The organism is Flavobacterium movens, from assembly GCF_039581425.1.
GTDB classification, from domain to species: Bacteria; Bacteroidota; Bacteroidia; order Flavobacteriales; family Flavobacteriaceae; genus Flavobacterium; species Flavobacterium luteolum.
The window spans coordinates 42,201-59,115 of sequence record NZ_JBCPXY010000003.1; the positions used below are offsets into that span (position 1 = coordinate 42,201).

The following is a 16,915-nucleotide window of genomic DNA, read 5'->3' on the forward strand; positions in this document are numbered from 1 at the left end:
AATTACAATCAAAACAATTCATAAACAAACATTATGACATTAGAAACAAAAAAAAGTGTTTTTGTTGAATTAGGAAAATTTTTAAGTCAGTTTTCTGAAGACGCTTCTGCGCAAAAATCTGACGTTTTATATAATGATATCTTTTTTGATGATTTCAACAACCTGATTCATTTATCGCAATCTCATAATGGATGGTATACTCCTGAACAAGTTTATTTCTCTATACAATCTTGGGCCGAAGCTTTGACAAAAGAAAACATTGACAAATGGCTTTCGGCTTATAAAATTGATAAAAATAATGAAAATCCAAAAACCGTTGCTTTAATTTTAGCTGGAAACATTCCACTGGTTGGTTTTCATGATTTCTTATCGGTTTTAATTACAGGAAACAAAGCTTTAATCAAAACTTCATCAAACGATCAGCATTTATTGCCATTTTTAGCTAAATATTTAATTGCTGTTGATGAAAATTTCAAAGACAAAATCACTTTCGTAGAAGGAAAACTTGAAAACTTTGATGCCGTAATTGCAACCGGAAGCAACAATACTGCTCGTTATTTTGAATATTATTTCAAAGATAAACCTTCAATTATTCGTAAAAATAGAAACTCGGCGGCGATTTTAACCGGAAAAGAAACCAATGAAGAATTGGAAGCACTTGGAGAAGATATTTTCAGATATTTTGGTTTAGGATGCCGAAATGTTTCTAAACTTTTTATTCCGAAAGACTATTCTTTTGAAGCATTTTTTCAGGCAATGTTCAAATATCAAGATGTTATTCATTATGAAAAATACGCTAATAATTATGATTATAATAAAGCTGTATTTTTAATGAGTAATTTCAAATTATTAGACAACGGATTTTTGACTTTAAAAGAAGATTCGAGTTATGCTTCGCCTATTTCGAGTGTTTTTTACGAATATTATGAAAATCTTGAAGAATTAGAAAAACGCCTTCAGGAAGACACAGATCAAATTCAGTGTATTGTTAGCACTAATTTAATTGCAAATAGTACAGCATTTGGCGAAACCCAAAAACCGCAATTGTGGGATTACGCAGACAATGTCGATACTATAACGTTTTTGTTAACAACAAAGTAATAAATTGTTTAATTATTTCGAATATTTTAACGCTTTTTCGGCTCTTATTGCCGAAATTTGCGTCTTTAAAATTTTCGACTATTAACAACAACCATGAAAAAACACAACTACAGCGCAGGACCAAGTATTTTACCTCAGGAAGTTTTTGAGAAGGCATCAAAAGCAATTTTAAATTTTAATGATTCAGGGTTATCTATCCTTGAAATCTCGCACCGAAGCAAAGATTTCGTGGCAGTTATGGAGGAAGCTCGTTCCCTTGCTTTAGAATTATTAGGTCTTCAGGGAAAAGGTTATCAGGCTTTATTTTTACAAGGTGGTGCTAGCACAGCATTCTTAATGGCACCATACAACTTAATGAAAGAAAACGGAAAAGCTGCTTATTTAGATTCTGGAACGTGGGCAACTGCGGCGATCAAAGAAGCTAAACTTTTCGGTGAGACTGTTGTCGTAGCTTCTTCAAAAGAAGACAATTATACTTATGTTCCAAAAGGTTACGAAATTCCAGCTGATGCTGATTATTTCCACTGCACAAGTAACAATACCATCTTTGGAACTCAAATGAAAGAATTTCCAGCAACAAATGTTCCTGTTGTTTGCGATATGAGTTCTGATATTTTTTCACGTGAATTAGACTTTTCTAAATTTGACTTAATCTATGCTGGAGCTCAAAAAAATATGGGACCTGCTGGAACTACTCTAGTAGTCGTTAAAGAAGAAATCTTAGGTAAAAACGGAAAAACTATTCCAAGCATGTTAGATTATGCTAAACACATTAAAGGAGAAAGTATGTACAATACTCCACCTGTATTTGCTGTTTACGTTTCTCTTTTAACATTACAATGGATTAAAGAAAAAGGCGGAATTGCTGCTGTTGAAAAATTAAACAACGCAAAAGCTGAATTACTTTACGCTGAAATCGACAGAAACCCATTATTCAAAGGTGCTGCTGCAGTAGAAGATCGTTCTAACATGAATGTAACTTTCTTATTGAACAATCCTGAACACACTGAAACTTTTGATGCTTTATGGAAAGCGGCAAATATTTCTGGATTGCCAGGACACCGTTCTGTTGGTGGTTACAGAGCTTCTATCTACAACGCTATGCCAATCGAAAGCGTTCAGGTTTTGGTTGATGTAATGAAAGCGTTAGAATCTAAAGTTTAGTTTTCAGTCTCAGTCTCAGTTTACAAAAAAGAAAAATCAAATAGCTTGGTTATCGATTAAATAATTAAACGATTAACCAAATAAACAATAAATACAATGAAAGTATTAGCAAATGATGGAATTTCTAAAAGCGGAATTCTAGCCTTAGAAAAAGGTGGTTTTGAAGTTATCACTACAAAAGTAGCTCAAGAACAAGTAGCTAACTATATAAACGAAAACAACATCGACGTAATTTTAGTTCGTAGTGCAACTAAAGTTCGTAAAGATATTATCGATGCTTGTCCTGGAATCAAAATCATCGGTCGTGGTGGTGTTGGTATGGATAATATCGATGTGGATTATGCTAAAAGCAAAGGAATCCATGTAATTAATACTCCAGCTTCATCTTCAGAATCTGTTGCTGAATTGGTTTTTGGACACTTATTTTCTGGTGTTCGTTTCTTGCATGATTCTAACAGAAATATGCCTCTTGAAGGAGATTCAAACTTTGATGGTTTGAAAAAAGCTTACGCAAACGGAACTGAATTAAGAGGAAAAACTTTAGGTATTGTTGGTATTGGTCGTATCGGACAAGCTACTGCAAAAATGGCTCTTGGTTTAGGAATGAAAGTTATCGCTGCTGATAGTTTTATTCCTGAAGTTGATGTAAAAGTTGAGTTTTTTGACGGACAGTCAATTACAACTAAAATCGTTTCTCAATCTTTAGAGTCTTTATTTAAAGAATCAGATTTCATTACATTACACGTTCCTGCTCAAAACGGATACATCATTGGAGAGAAAGAATTTGAAATCTTGAAAGATGGTGTTGGAATTGTAAACTGTGCCCGTGGTGGTGTTATTGATGAAGTAGCGTTAGTAAAAGCTTTAGATTCAGGAAAAGTTGCTTTTGCTGGTTTAGACGTTTTCGAAAGCGAGCCAAAACCAGAAATGGCAATCTTAATGCACTCTAAAATCTCTTTGACTCCTCATATCGGAGCTGCAACTGGAGAAGCACAAGACAGAATTGGTACAGAATTAGCATCACAGATTATTACTTTATTAAGCTAATTAACTATAATTAAAATACTTAAAGGGATTTATTAACACAGTTTAATAAATCCCTTTCTTTTTTTGTTTAAATTTGAGTTCTAATCTAAATCCTAAATATCATGTTTGAACAATTAACCCAATTAGTACAGCAATATGGAGGTGATGCAGTTGTAAACAATTCTGCTGTTCCAAATGAACATAATGAAGCCGTAATTAACGAAACAAGCAGTTCTATTTTTGAAGGCTTAAAAAAGATTGTTTCTGAAGGAAACACAGATCAAATTGCCGGTTTATTCAATGGAAACTCATCTATTGATAGCAGTAATCCAGTTGTGCAACAGATTCAGCAGCAATTGAGCGGAAATCTAGGAGAAAAATTCGGATTAAGTAGTGCCGATTCAAATGGAGTTGCTTCCAACTTAATTCCGCAGATTTTAGGCTCTTTAGTAAATAAAGCAAAAGACCCAAACGATAACAGTTTTCAAATTTCAGATATTATAAACTCCATTTCAGGAAACAGCGGACAAGCTTCTGGAATAATGGATACCATCTCAAAATACGGAATGCAATTCGGCCTCGACCAAAATAACGACGGAAAAGTTGATGTTGCCGATGTTCTTGTAGTTACCAAAAGTAAAGGAGGAATTGCAGGTTTTATTGGAAAATTGTTTGGAAGTAAATAGTTAAGATACTAAGATTCTAAGCTTCTAAGTTTTTAAAGCTGTTTGCTTCGCAAACAGCTTTTTACTTTTATGCACACAACCAAAAAGAAAGTTTAGAAGCTTAGCACCTTAGAACCTTCAAAAGAATGTTAAACCTTTGTTACTTTGAACCTTTGCCTCTCTGAACCTAAAAAAATATCGTAAATTTAGGCTATGAAAAAATGCATTTCCATATTAATTGTTTTACTTACTATTATTGCTTGTTCTTCTGCTTCTCAGAAGGTTGCAAGTACGGATAATGTCGCCAAAAAAAAAATAAGTGATACTGTCAGAATTGCAAATGATTCTCTTGAATACGAAGTAATAATTATTGACAACGGATTTAGCAATTGGCTTGTTTCCAGAGCCTACCCTCGAAATTACCATTCATTACAATATCTTGAAAACAAAAACATTTTATATGTTACAGAATGGAATAATCGTGTTTTACAGCCACAGCGTTATAACCCAAATTTGTATGAAATGTCAATAGATTATCGTCCAGACATTCATTATGGCTACGAAGTAAATTACTTAATTTACAATTACATGATTTATTTTCAAAATACTTACAAACAAAAGCTTTGGGGTTATGTTCCATCAAGATAATACACTATATTTGTAATCATTACAAATAGCAATGAACAGATTAAAAAAGCGTTGGGGTATCACCTCCAATTTACAAGCCATAATTATATTTATCGTTTTTGCCATCACAGGATCGGCATCTGCTTGGCTGTCTAAACCTTTCTGTGTTTGGCTAGGAATTACTAAAGAAGATTTTGGAGGTTGGTTTACACTTATCCGTCTTATTATTATCTTTCCAATTTATCAGGTTTTGTTGGTTGCCATCGGAACAATTTTTGGACAGTTCAAATTCTTTTGGAACTTCGAAAAGAAAATGCTTAAAAATATGGGCCTTGGTTTTTTATTTAAAGATTAAGCCTTCCTCTTCTTATCTTTTAAATTTCAAAAACCGTTCTGGTTAAGATTTCCCTTCATTCTTATTTTTTTAATTTCTTTATCATCTTCTTCAATTAATTATATTTTATAAGCTTTATTTTGATCAATCCCTATATTTATCAGATATCGAGTATTAAAAAAATTAGCTTAAAAGAAGAGAATACTATTGTTTTTAGCTAGATTTCACAATAATACATCAAGCAGAACAGCATTGTGCAGGATGGTTTTATTTTAAGTAATAATAAACTTTACAATAGTCGAAATTAATTATTCATAACTGATAATCAGTATTTTAATTTCTTCGACATAAATTATTGCTTACTAACCAAACCACAATTTGACATGCTGAAAAATTACTCAAAACTCTCCGTAGTAGCGGCAGTAATCTGCCTAATTACTCCGGTAAACAAAATTTTTGCCCAAAATCCGATTGTAAAAATTGATTTTGATCAGTCAGGAAGACCTAAAGCAGAAGTAAACGACCCTGATTATACTGCTTGGGTAATCGCTTCTGGCAACACTAGTACCTATACTGAAAATGGAGTTACATTTACCATTACTCGCGTTGAAAACAACGGAGATGCTTTGGGAACCAACTGGTATAAAGCGGGAATTCAGGCTCCTTACTATGCCAGATTGGTCTGTGACGGACTTACAGTAAAAGGCACGACCGCAAATCTAGGTGCTCAAATCGAACTTAAAATAAGCGGTTTAGCTACAGGAGAACATACATTATTAGCTTTCTTTAACAACGTTGACAGCCCAACGACAAGTACCTTCAGTCCAATTGATATTTCTGTTAATGGAAATTTGGTAGTTGATAATCTAATTCCGACCGTAAGAGCTACAAAAACTGCCGATGCAGCATCTAGTTATTTAAAATTTCAAGCTACGACAGGAACCGATGTAGTAATTTTAATCGCCGCAGAAACTTCAGGAACAGAAAGTGTGAAAAACTTCATCTTTAATGGTTTTGAATTAAATACACCTAATATTTCGCATCAAGCAACAAATCCGGATCCGAAACAAAACGACGAACATGTAGAATTAACATCTGCTGGGAAATTATTGCAATGGACTGTCGGTTCTGGTGCTGTATCTCATAATATTTATTTTGGAACAGACCAAACAGCTGTTGACAATGCTACAACATCTTCTCCAGAATTCAAAGGAAATCAAGCTCTAGCCAACAATTCTTATCAAGTAAACGGATTATATACAGGCGCAACTTATTATTGGCGTATTGACGAAGTTTTAGCGAACGGAGTTGAAAAGGGAAATATTTGGCGTTTTCGTCCAGCCCAACTCGCTTTCCCTGATGCTGAAGGATATGGCCGTTTTGCACGTGGCGGACGTGGCGGAAAAGTAGTCGCTGTAACTAATCTCAATGACAGCGGTCCAGGAAGTTTTCGCGAAGCTGTTACAAATGATATTGGCCCAAGAACAATTGTTTTTCATACTTCTGGAGTTATTCAATTGCAATCTCGACTTGTTTTAAGCCAGCCTTACGTAACTGTAGCTGGACAAACTGCACCAGGAAAAGGAATCTGTATTCGTTCTGCTCCTTTTGGCGTGACAGGAAATGATGCCGTTGTGCAAAATCTAAGAGTTAGAATTGGCGCTGGGCCTACTTATGACGGAATGGGACTTACGGGAGCTGATAATAGCATCATTGATCATTGCTCTATTAGTTGGACGATTGATGAATCGTTCAGTTCAAGATCTGGGAAAAATATAACTCTTCAAAGAACACTTATTTCTGAAGCTCTAAATGCAGCAAATCACCAAAATTACCCAGCAGGAACAGAACACGGTTATGCTGCCACAATTGGCGGCGATATAGGAAGTTTTCATCATAACCTATTAGCGCATTGTTATGGTAGAAACTGGAGTCTTGGTGGCGGATTAGACGGCAGTGGCGCTTATACAGGACGAATGGATATTACCAATAATGTAGTTTACAACTGGGGAGGAAGAACAACTGACGGAGGAACAAAAGAAGTTAACTTCGTAAACAACTATTACAAACCAGGTGCAGGATCCAAAATATTTGTCGCTTTCAATCAACAAAATGAAGGCATTGGAACAGGAATGCAGCGATGCTATTTTAACGGAAATGTAATGCCTGGGTATTTCGATGAAAGTAATCAGACACTAGGCAGAAAAGCTTCAGGAAACACGGTTCCTTATGACAACTTCGTCAATACACCATTTTTTCCTTCTTATGTAACTACCCAATCTGCAAAAAATGCATATAAAATTGTTCTTTCTGATGTTGGATGCACACAGCCTGAATTTGATGATCATGATCAGCGAATCATCTCAGAAACATTAAACGGAACATATTCTGCAGTTGGAAGCGTAACAGGAAAACCTGGATTCCCTGATAATGAAGCTGATGCTGGAGGTTTTGAAAGTTATCCAACAGAAGTTAGAGATTCAAATTGGGACTCAGATCAGGACGGACTGCCAAATTGGTGGGAAAACATCATTGGAACAAATGCAAACTCTGCAATTGGAGATTTCTCAGACGCTAACGCAGATCCTGATTTAGATGGTTATACTAATCTGGACAAATATTTACAATGGATGTCTTTGCCTCATTACGAATCTCCAAACGGAAACAAAATAGACATCAATATTCAAAAATTATCTAGAGGTTTTACAAATGGAGTTTCTTACGCAATTTCAAATGTAATAAACGGAAACGCAACTCTAAATACTAATGTTGTTGCCTTTACTCCTGCTTCAAACGGATTGTGCTCTTTTGAATTTACTGTAACCGATTCTGAAGGAGGAACTATGAAAAGAAAAGTAAACGTCATTAGCGGACAAAGTTTAACTTTAGGAACAGACGATAGTATTAAAGAAAATAAAAATAATGCTTTTAACGTTTGGCCAATTCCAAGTAAAGGAACTTTCTTTGTACTCATTGAGAGCGAAGAAACAGAAGTTTCAGATTTAAAAATCTATGATGTTTTTGGAAAAGAATTGTTAAAGCAAAAAATTAGAGGAAACACACAAGAGAATATTCAATTACATTCAAAAGGAGTTTTCTTGATTAAAGTCGTAAATCCTCAGACAAAGAAAACACAATATGTGAAGAAAATAATTGTGCAATAGCAACATACAGAAAAGACGGCTTTGAGCCGTCTTTTCTATTTTTTCTGAAAAAAATAAGTATAAATCCATGTCAAAGTGAAAGACGGGATCACATCAGTAAACGGAATAATCTCTTCCAAAAAAGTTAAAACCCCTGCAACCTTACCTACTCTTCCTTTATACATTTTTGCCATAATAATACCAGCAATTGGCGCCCAGATAACATCCGAAAATTCGCCAAGAAGCGGGATCGAGAAAGAAATCATACCAATTCCGTCCAAAACCAATCCAATAAGCAGTTTTGACATTCTATCATCTTCTGCAACTTCTAAATCTTGCATAACACATTCACTTTTAAGTTAATCGAAATTAAAAATAATTCTTCAAAGTAGTTTTACTTATTTATTAAATTTAATTTCCAACATTCCCATATCAATTTATATACCGATTTTAGAAAAGTCACTCCGCTCTTTTTCGAATTTGGATTTTTACATATTGGAATTTGATTTTTAGAATTTGATTTTGACCATAATCTTCGTTTCTTTGTAAAAACAGTTTCACTACATGATACACGCAAAAAACATACATAAATTCTACGACAAACTTGAAGTTTTAAAAGGAGTAGATCTACATATTAAAAAAGGCGAAATTGTTTCTATAGTTGGAGCTTCGGGTGCTGGTAAAACTACTTTATTGCAGATTTTAGGAACTCTTGACAAACCAGACCATAACCCAGATTCATCTCTAACCATCAATGGTAAAAATGTTTTAGAACTGCAAGACATCAAAAACGACAATTCAAATCAGAAAAAAGCCTTCAAAATCATTACTTGGTTAGGAGCCTTTTATTTCATTTTATTGGCAGTATTTGTATTGTTTTTTAGAAGTAAAATAGAAAACAACATTTTCGGTTATGGAACATGGACAATAATACTCATACCTACTCTTTTATTACTTTTTTACTACAATCGTTACTTCAAAAAGAAAAGCAAGCAAGACAAAGTCTTATCTGATTTTAGAAACTTGAATTTAGGTTTCATTTTTCAATTTCATCAGCTATTGCCTGAATTTACAGCTTTAGAAAACGTTTGTATTCCAGCTCACATTGCAGGAAAAAAAACAGCCGAAACGGAAGAAGAAGCAAGAAAACTCCTTTCTTATCTCGGACTTTCACATAGAATCAATCATAAACCTAGCGAACTTTCGGGCGGAGAACAGCAGCGTGTTGCAGTTGCAAGAGCTTTAATCAATAAACCAGATGTCATTTTTGCAGACGAACCTTCGGGAAATCTTGACACACATTCTGCCGAAAACTTGCATCAATTATTTTTTCAGCTTCGAGACGAATTCGGACAAACTTTTGTAATTGTAACCCACAACGAAGAATTGGCTAATATGGCTGATAGAAAATTAGTAATGTCCGACGGACAAATTCTTAATTAATGATTCTAATTGCGATTAGCTGGATTTATATTTTATTTACAACCATTAATTTAGGTTTTGGTTTGGATAAGATACTAAACCTCAATACTAAAAATTTTGTATTTACTTCTATCCTAGGGTTATTTTTAGCGACTATTCTTGCAAGCATTTGGGCTATTTTTGGAAGAATTAATATTGAATTTCATATCGTTTTATTACTTCTGAATGTTTTTTTATTACTAAAATTTTACAATCAGATTATTAATGTTTATAAGTCATTTTTATTAGAATTACAGCAGTTACAAAAAAGCTTACAAATTATTCTAACTGTTATTTCTGTTCTTATTATTTTACAATGTTCTTCAATTCCTTTTGTAATTGATAATGAATCCTATTATATTCAAACTATAAAATGGCTTAACGAATATGGCTTTGTAAAAGGACTTGTAAATCTCCATTTGTTCTATGGGCAGACAAGTGGTTGGCATATTACACAAAGTGTTTTTAGCTTTTCTTTTTTATACAAAAATTTTAATGATTTAAGCGGCTTTTGCTTATTATTAGGAAATGTATTTTCTATTCAAAAACTCAACGAATACAGCAAAAATGACAATAAAAACTATTTACTAGTCGGATTACTGCCTTTATTCAATATTTTCTTTTTTCAATTCATAAGTGCGCCTTCTCCAGATATTCCTGTTTATGTTTTTTCATTTATTCTGTTCTTCTATTTCTTAGAAAATTTCAAAAACACAAATTCTGAAACTTTCAATCTTATTGTAATACTTGTCCTATTTCTGCTTTATATAAAAAATACGACTTTAACTTTTGCTGTAATCCCAATTATTCTTTTAGGTTATCATTTTAGCTCACTTTCAAAAAAACTGCTAAAACCAGCGATGCTCACCATTTTGATTGCCGCTCTCTTTATAATAAAAAATATGATTATCTGCGGGTCGCCAATTTTTCCTTCAAAGATTAATTCTTTTACAGCAGATTACGCAATCCCGAATGTAATACAAGATTTTTATTACGATCAGGTTAAGTATTATGGCTTTTTTGTAAGTGCATCACAATACAATAAAATGACTCTTGCCGAATTATTTTTACATTGGCTTTCTATGCCAAAATTGCACGGGTTATTCAATAAGATAAGTGTTTTTCTAATACTGATTGTACCTTTTTTCATTTCTAAATACCAAAATAAAAAAGCGCTTTGGATTCTTTATTTTGTAATGGTCTTACAATTACTCCTATTAGGGTTGACTTCGCCTCAGTATCGATTCTTCATGAACTTTATACTGTTCTTTTCCCTCTTTTGTTTTACATGTATTTTTTATGGCAAAAATGCAATCAAATATTTTCTCATCGTATCCCTTTTTCCAACTTGCATTGTACTGTTTTTCTCTGTAAATCTTAATGGATTTTCCAGTCATAAATTCATGCTGAAGATCAGCAATTTTTCTATAAAAAACATTGTTTTTCCGTATCAAAACTCAAAAAGCAGCACTACCTTTGAATCTATTCAGTTAGGAAATCTAAAATATAATTCTCCTGTAAAAAATAATTTTTTCTGGGCAAATGGCAATGGTGACCTTCCTTGCGTTGACAAACAGCAACTGGATTATTTTGAAAAATATTATCATATTATTCCGCAAATGCGCACCAATAATTTAAAAGACGGATTTTACGCCAAAGACCTTACTAAAAATGAATAGTACAGAACTTAAAGAATTTCTAGACGAAAAAGTCATCCAATATAATAATCAGGATTTTATAGAAAGTGATCCTGTTCAGATTCCACATCTCTTTACTCAAAAAGAAGATATTGAAATCGCTGGTTTTCTAAGTGCTTCAATTGCTTGGGGAAACCGTAAAATGATTATTAAGAATTCGCATAAAATGATGGAATTAATGGGAAACACACCTTACGATTTCGTTATGTCACATTCCGATGAAGACTTGGCAAGACTAGAAACTTTTGTACACAGAACCTTTAACGGACATGATTTTGCAGGTTTCATAAAAGGTCTAAAACATATCTACGAAAATCACAACGGACTAGAATCTGTTTTTGCTAAAAATCAGGAAAAAGACAGTCTACAGAAAAGCATAAGTGAATTCAAAAAAATATTCTTCGAAACAGATCATTTAGCTCGAACTCAGAAACACATTTCAGATCCGCTAAACAATTCAGCGGCAAAAAGAATTAACATGTATCTGCGATGGATGGTGCGTCAAGATTCAAAAGGAGTCGATTTGGGAATTTGGAAAAGCATTTCACCATCTGTTTTATCCTGTCCTCTTGACGTTCATTCTGGAAATGTTGCCCGCAAACTTGGAATTCTTTCGCGAAAGCAAAATGATGCTAAAGCTTTATTAGAATTAGATACCAAATTAAGAGAAATGGATGCCCAAGATCCTGTAAAATACGATTTTGCTTTGTTTGGACTAGGAGTTTTTGAAGGGTTTTAATATTGAAAATTAACCAGTTAGATTAATAAATTATCAGATGATTTTAAGAATTTGATAAACAAACCATGAATTTAACGTACATTTGCACAAAATTTAAAGCAAATGAGCACTTTCGAAAAATTTAATCTTCCAAAATCATTACAAAAAGCAGTTGACGAATTAGGATTTTTTACGCCTACTCCTATTCAAGAAAAATCTTTTTCTGTAATCATGTCTGGTCGTGATATGATGGGAATTGCACAAACCGGAACTGGTAAAACATTTGCTTATTTACTGCCTCTTTTAAAGCTCTACAAATTTACACATACCAATACGCCGAAAATCGTAATCCTTGTGCCAACCCGAGAATTAGTAGTTCAGGTGGTTGAAGAAGTAGAAAAACTGACTACATATATGTCGGTTAAAACTTTAGGTATTTACGGAGGCGTAAACATCAATACACAAAAGAAAGCCGTTTACGAAGGTGTTGATATTTTAGTTGGAACTCCTGGACGTACTATGGACTTAGCTCTTGATGCTGTAGTTCGTTTTGACGAAACACAAAAATTAGTTATCGATGAGTTTGACGAAATGCTGAATTTAGGTTTCAGACCACAGCTAACTTCGCTTTTTGCAATGATGAAAACAAAACGTCAAAATATTCTGTTCTCGGCAACGATGACAGATGAAGTTGATGATCTTTTAAATGATTATTTTGATTTTCCTGAAGAAGTAACATTAGCACCATCAGGAACCCCTCTTGAGAAAATTACTCAGATTACTTATAATGTTCCGAATTTCAATACGAAAGTAAATCTTTTAAAACACTTACTAGAAACTGACGAAAGTATGAGCCGTATTCTAGTTTTCGTAAACAACAAAAAGATTTCAGATATGCTTTTCAATCGTATTGATGAGCTTTTTGACGGACAATTTGGTGTAATTCACTCTAATAAATCTCAAAATTATCGTTTGAGTACAATGGCTGAATTCCAAGAAGGAAATCTTCGTGGTTTAATTACAACCGACGTTATGGCGAGAGGTTTGGATATTTCTAATATTACACACGTAATCAACTTTGAACTTCCAGAAGAACCAGAGCTTTACATGCACAGAATTGGTCGTACAGGACGTGCAGACGCAACAGGAACAGCAATCAGTTTTGTTACTCCAAGAGAAGAAGAATTCAAAATAGCAACAGAACTTTTAATGGATCAGGAACTTGAAATCGCTGATTTTCCTGAAGAAGTAGAAATCTCAGAAAAGCTTATTGAAGCTGAAAAAGACAAATTGCCAAGAAAGTTTTTAATGAAAAAACCGAAACTAGAAGGTGACGGCGCTTTTCACGAAAAATCTAAAAAGAACCAAAAAGTCAATCTTGGTGGTCCTTCAAAAACAAAAAAGAAAACACATGGTTCTGTTAACAGAAATATGTTGAAGACGAGAAATGAAAAGAAGAAGAAAAAATAACTTTTTTTAGATGCTAAGCTACTAAGTTGCTAAGGTTCTAAGTTTTTATATAAGAATAAAAAAGGGTAAAGATTCTTTTGAATCTTTACCCTTTTTTAGTAAAAGCTTAGAAGCTTAGCATCTCAGAACCTTAGAACCTTTTTTTACTAAATTTTCGTAAACAACAGCCCAACTGGCGAGCACATCTGGATTCTTCTTCCAGTGTCTGTAATTTTTCCTGTTGCTATGTCTCTTTTAAAAATAACTATATCATTAGTATATTGATGTCCTACTAAAAGATAATTTCCTGTTGGATCGATTGCAAAATCACGTGGACCTTTTCCTAAAGTGCTTTGTTGTTCTACCAATTCTAAGGCTCCTGTTTTAAGAATTTTGTAAACTGAAATCGCATTGGCATCTACACGGTCAGAAACATATAAAAAATTTCCGTCAGGCGAAAGTTTAATTGCCGCAGCTCCCGTGCCGCCTTTAAAATCTTTTGGAAGAATACTTGTTTCTGCAACTACTTTTAAACTTCCCGTTTTATCCCAACTTAATGTTGTTAAAGTTCCATCCAATTCTTGAACCAAATACACAAATTTCCCATCTTTACTGAAAGTTAAGTGTCTTGGTCCACTTCCCGGTTTTACATCAACACTTCCTTTTAAAGTTAGAATTTCATTTTTTGCAGTTGGATTGTATTTGTAAATAAACACTTTATCTAAACCTAAATCATTTGATAATACAAACTTTTTGTCTGGCGAAAAAACAACCATATGCACATGCGCTTTTTCCTGACGTGCTGCATTTGGTCCTTTTCCTTCATGCTGAATCAACTGCTGGGCTTCTGAAATACTTCCGTCTGGATTTTTCTTAAAAACAGCAATACTTCCGCCAGAATAATTGGCAGCAATTACATTTTTATCATCATTTATTAAGTGGCAAGGATCTGCCCCTAAAGCATCATTTTTATTCAAAAGATTGATCTTTCCAGCTTGCGAATCATATGAAAAAGCACTTACTGTACTTTGAGTTCCATTTTCGTTTACGGCATAAATAAATTTATTATCTGCTGAAACCGACAAATAACTCGGACTTACAACATTCTCTGAAGAACCCTTCAATTTATAATCACCAGTCGAAGCATCAAAATCGTACACATAAATTCCGTTGCTTTGACAAGTATTCGTATAAGTTCCAACCAACAAATTGAATTTATTTTGAGCTTTAACAGCAGTTAATGATAAAGCTGAAAATAATACTAGATATATTTTTTTCATAGTTTATTTTTATTTTTTTTGAATTAGCTAAAATAAGCAATAATATCTGCTTGAAGAAACTCCTAAGTTACAAAGAAATTACAAAAGTTACATTTTTTGATATTTTTTTAGAACCGCGTAAGTTCATATAAGTTATGTAAGTCTTTATTTGCTATTTCCTTATAATCTCTATATGAACTTATATGGTTTAAATAATTTTAATTTGTATTTTTGACCTGCATCTTCGCGAAAAACAAAACGTAGTGAAGTAAATCGAAGCCAGAATGCATTTTAAACATCCCGAAATTCTATACTTTCTGTTTTTATTGATCGTTCCAATTTTGGTTCACTTATTTCAATTAAGACGATTTAAAACTTCCTATTTCACCAACGTCCGATTTTTAAAAGAGCTTGCTATTCAGACTCGTAAAAGCTCTAAAATTAAAAAACGTCTTTTATTAGCGACACGTTTACTATTGCTTACCTGCGCCATTATTGCATTTGCACAGCCTTTTTTTGAAGCTGCCGACAGTAAGAACGCTTCAAATGAGATGTATATTGTATTGGATAATTCTTTCAGTATGCAGTCAAAAGGCAAAAAGGGAGAATTACTAAAAAGAGCTGTTCAAGAATTACTTGAAAACACTCCAGAAAACACTCAGTTTTCACTTTTAACCAACACCGAAAACTTTTGGAATACCGATATTAAATCATCTAAGAGCGCTTTACAAAACTTAAAATACAGCGCTTCTCCTTTTGATCTTTCAGCAATTACAGCCAAAATTAAAGCACACAAATCGGCTCATAAAAAAGACATTGTAATTATTACAGATGCTGTTGGTTTAAAAGAAGCAGCTGTTAAAACTATAGATTTCGACGAAAAACCATACTTCATCGTTCCTGAAGCAGAACAAAAAAACAATGTTTCAATTGACAGCGTCTACATCAATCAAACTTTAGAAAATTTCTACGAAATTGGCATCAATTTATCAGCTTATGGCGAAGATTTCAAACTTGTCTCAACAGCACTTTACAATCAAAACAAACTGATTGCCAAAACTATTGTCAATTTTGACACGAAGAAAAAGAAAATCAATTTTACCATTCCGAAAGAAGCTTTTCACGGATATGTAGTAATTGAAGACAATGGTCTTATTTACGACAACAAATTATTTTTCAGCATTTCAAAAAACAAAAAAACAAACGTTATCAGTATTGGCGAACCTGAAAAAAGCAATTTCTTATCGAGAATTTATACTTCAGCAGAATTCAATTATAACAACTACTCAATTAGTGCTTTAGATTATAATAGCTTAGAAAAGCAAAATACCATTATTTTAAATGAATTGGCTGATATTCCACAAGCATTACAAACTACTTTAAAAGCTTTTGTTTCTAAAGGAGGAAATCTAGTTGTGATTCCGTCTGAAAAAACTTCTCTTTCAAGTTTAAACGCTTTATTGGGGAATTTCGGAAAAATTCAATTTGGAAATTTAGAGACCAACGCTAAATTAATCACTAAAATTAATTTCGACCATCCGCTGTTTTCAGGCGTTTTCGAAAACAAAATAACGAATTTCCAATATCCTAAAGTAAATAGTTCATTTGCCGTTTCGAGTTCTTATCCAGCCGTTCTTTCGTTTGAAGATCAGACTGCTTTTGTAACTGCTGTTCAGAATCAGGTTTCTGGAATAACGATTTTCACAGCACCAATAAATAGTGCAAACTCTAATTTTCAGCAATCGCCTTTAATTGTTCCGTTATTTTATAAAATCGCTCAAAACAATCAAAAAACTGGTGTAAATGCTTTAATAATTGGAAATAATCAGCCTTATTTTGTTGACGTTCTTTTGACTAAAGATGCTATTTTGGAAGTAAAAGGAACAGATGATTCGTTTATTCCGATTCAGCAGATTTTAAATAATAAAGTCAAATTAACCTTTAATGATTTCCCTGAAACAGCTGGAAATTATAGTGTTTTCGATAAAAAAGAATGGGTTGAAAACATCAGTTTTAATTACAAAAGAACCGAAAGTGATTTGAGCCAGGTAAACACAAATGTAGTTTCTGATTTCAAAACAGCCGATACCATTTCAACTATTTTTAATACACTACAAACAGAACGAACTGACAGCCAAATTTGGAAATGGTTTGTTATCTTTGCACTGTTATTTTTAGCATTAGAAATGGCAATTATAAAATTTGTGAAATAGAATTTGCGCTTCTTTTAAAGGCATTTTACTTTTTACAAAAATCATTTTACGACAAAAA

The 16,915-nt window shown here is 33.2% G+C and carries 13 protein-coding genes and 2 pseudogenes; 13 read left to right on the forward strand and 2 right to left on the reverse strand.

Features of this window, described 5'->3' with window-relative positions; all coding sequences use genetic code 11:
- The first annotated feature begins 33 nt into the window (after positions 1-33).
- From AAYQ05_RS06520 to AAYQ05_RS06550, 7 genes are all read left to right on the forward strand, one after another.
- Positions 34-1,101, forward strand: a complete 1,068-nt coding sequence (locus AAYQ05_RS06520; RefSeq protein WP_343542052.1) for an acyl-CoA reductase — start codon at positions 34-36, stop codon at positions 1,099-1,101.
- Positions 1,102-1,194: 93 nt separating this feature from the next.
- Positions 1,195-2,265, forward strand: coding sequence for a 3-phosphoserine/phosphohydroxythreonine transaminase (gene serC / locus AAYQ05_RS06525; protein ID WP_095931736.1), 1,071 nt, complete (start codon positions 1,195-1,197; stop codon positions 2,263-2,265).
- A 96-nt stretch (positions 2,266-2,361) separates the two neighbouring features.
- Positions 2,362-3,312: a D-2-hydroxyacid dehydrogenase gene (locus AAYQ05_RS06530; RefSeq protein ID WP_281631972.1), complete on the forward strand. Its 951-nt coding sequence runs from the start codon at positions 2,362-2,364 to the stop codon at positions 3,310-3,312.
- A 101-nt stretch (positions 3,313-3,413) separates the two neighbouring features.
- A complete protein-coding gene (locus tag AAYQ05_RS06535) occupies positions 3,414-3,977 on the forward strand; it encodes a DUF937 domain-containing protein (protein ID WP_343542055.1) in 564 nt (187 codons plus the stop codon).
- A 192-nt stretch (positions 3,978-4,169) separates the two neighbouring features.
- The gene (locus AAYQ05_RS06540; protein WP_343542056.1) at positions 4,170-4,604 is read left to right on the forward strand and encodes a DUF6146 family protein; all 435 of its coding nucleotides are present in this window, start codon (positions 4,170-4,172) and stop codon (positions 4,602-4,604) included.
- A 31-nt stretch (positions 4,605-4,635) separates the two neighbouring features.
- Positions 4,636-4,938, forward strand: a complete 303-nt coding sequence (locus tag AAYQ05_RS06545) for a DUF6787 family protein (protein ID WP_111366773.1) — start codon at positions 4,636-4,638, stop codon at positions 4,936-4,938.
- A gap of 362 nt (positions 4,939-5,300) precedes the next feature.
- Positions 5,301-8,081 carry a T9SS type A sorting domain-containing protein gene (locus AAYQ05_RS06550; RefSeq protein ID WP_343542057.1) on the forward strand — a complete coding sequence of 927 codons (2,781 nt, stop codon included), beginning with the start codon at positions 5,301-5,303 and terminating at the stop codon, positions 8,079-8,081.
- 35 nt (positions 8,082-8,116) lie between these two features.
- Here the strand turns inward: AAYQ05_RS06550 and AAYQ05_RS06555 are convergent, their stop codons facing one another.
- Positions 8,117-8,401 carry a hypothetical protein gene (locus AAYQ05_RS06555; RefSeq protein WP_343542058.1) on the reverse strand — a complete coding sequence of 95 codons (285 nt, stop codon included), beginning with the start codon at positions 8,399-8,401 and terminating at the stop codon, positions 8,117-8,119.
- A gap of 223 nt (positions 8,402-8,624) precedes the next feature.
- Here AAYQ05_RS06555 and AAYQ05_RS06560 point away from each other — a divergent pair.
- The 5 genes and pseudogenes from AAYQ05_RS06560 to AAYQ05_RS06580 form a co-directional block, all read left to right on the forward strand.
- Positions 8,625-8,837: pseudogene (locus AAYQ05_RS06560) on the forward strand (ATP-binding cassette domain-containing protein); the annotation flags it as partial.
- 219 nt (positions 8,838-9,056) lie between these two features.
- Positions 9,057-9,503 (forward strand): annotated as a pseudogene (locus tag AAYQ05_RS06565) (ABC transporter ATP-binding protein); the annotation flags it as partial.
- Positions 9,503-11,200 (forward strand): LIC_10190 family membrane protein, encoded by a 1,698-nt coding sequence (locus AAYQ05_RS06570; protein ID WP_343542060.1) that lies wholly within the window; start codon positions 9,503-9,505, stop codon positions 11,198-11,200. The pseudogene AAYQ05_RS06565 and the gene AAYQ05_RS06570, both read left to right, overlap by 1 nt.
- Positions 11,193-11,957 (forward strand): TIGR02757 family protein, encoded by a 765-nt coding sequence (locus tag AAYQ05_RS06575; protein WP_343542061.1) that lies wholly within the window; start codon positions 11,193-11,195, stop codon positions 11,955-11,957. Before AAYQ05_RS06570 ends, AAYQ05_RS06575 begins: the two co-directional genes overlap by 8 nt.
- A 102-nt stretch (positions 11,958-12,059) precedes the next feature.
- Positions 12,060-13,406 (forward strand): DEAD/DEAH box helicase, encoded by a 1,347-nt coding sequence (locus tag AAYQ05_RS06580; RefSeq protein ID WP_343542063.1) that lies wholly within the window; start codon positions 12,060-12,062, stop codon positions 13,404-13,406.
- A 146-nt stretch (positions 13,407-13,552) separates the two neighbouring features.
- Here AAYQ05_RS06580 and AAYQ05_RS06585 read toward each other — a convergent pair whose 3' ends face one another.
- Complete coding sequence (locus AAYQ05_RS06585; protein WP_343542066.1) at positions 13,553-14,665, reverse strand: lactonase family protein; 1,113 nt, start codon at positions 14,663-14,665, stop codon at positions 13,553-13,555.
- Positions 14,666-14,928: 263 nt separating this feature from the next.
- Between AAYQ05_RS06585 and AAYQ05_RS06590 the strand changes: the two genes are divergently transcribed.
- Positions 14,929-16,857 (forward strand): BatA domain-containing protein, encoded by a 1,929-nt coding sequence (locus AAYQ05_RS06590; protein ID WP_343542067.1) that lies wholly within the window; start codon positions 14,929-14,931, stop codon positions 16,855-16,857.
- Positions 16,858-16,915: the final 58 nt, after the last annotated feature.